Origin of the sequence: Aliivibrio sifiae, assembly GCF_002954705.1 — a bacterium.
Taxonomy (GTDB): Bacteria; Pseudomonadota; Gammaproteobacteria; order Enterobacterales; family Vibrionaceae; genus Aliivibrio; species Aliivibrio sifiae_A.
This window is the reverse complement of sequence record NZ_MSCO01000002.1, coordinates 234,681-235,257: the sequence shown is the minus strand read 5'-3', so window position 1 is coordinate 235,257 and position 577 is coordinate 234,681. Positions and strand designations below refer to the sequence as shown.

The following is a 577-nucleotide window of genomic DNA, read 5'->3' as shown; positions in this document are numbered from 1 at the left end:
CAATAGGGATACCGTAGTTATTCATAGAAAGTACATTAATTAAGTCAAAACCATTTCCATCAGGCATGATAATATCTGTTATTATTCCATTAATTTTAATATTACTTTTTATTATTCTTTCTACATCATAGCTGTTTTCGGCTTCAATCACATTGACTTCGTCATTAAACTTTTTCTTTATTATATAAGAAATAACTTTTCTGGAAAATTCGATATCATCTACAATTATGATGTTACTTTTCATATTCTTTCCTTCTAAATCCGACAAGAAAATACAATGCCTCTCTAGAACTGTTAATATCAAGTTTCGTTAACTCAGAAATTTTCAAGTTTTTTCCATTATAAGACTCATTATATTTAACTTTAGATTTAAGCTTTAAAAAAAGCTTATGTATATTTTTTTCAAATGATGACATATATAATTTAGATTCAAGGTTTGGAATGTCTAAAAATTTATTTAGAATATTTCCAAGGATGTACCTCAATGTAATGAGCGTAGATGCATGAAAAGAGATAACAAATGGATGACTTCCTGAATATGACTCTATCTTTGATAGCTCAATAGTGTCAGCTACCA

Annotated in this window: 1 protein-coding gene and 1 pseudogene; both read right to left on the bottom strand. The window is 27.2% G+C overall.

All coding sequences use genetic code 11. From position 1 onward, the window contains the following. Positions 1-244, bottom strand: a 244-nt coding sequence (locus tag BTO22_RS12080) for a response regulator transcription factor (RefSeq protein WP_146107554.1), incomplete at its 3' end; no start/stop codon positions are given. Continuing rightward, positions 234-577 (bottom strand): annotated as a pseudogene (locus BTO22_RS20085) (transcriptional regulator); the annotation flags it as partial. The pseudogene BTO22_RS20085 and the gene BTO22_RS12080, both read right to left, overlap by 11 nt.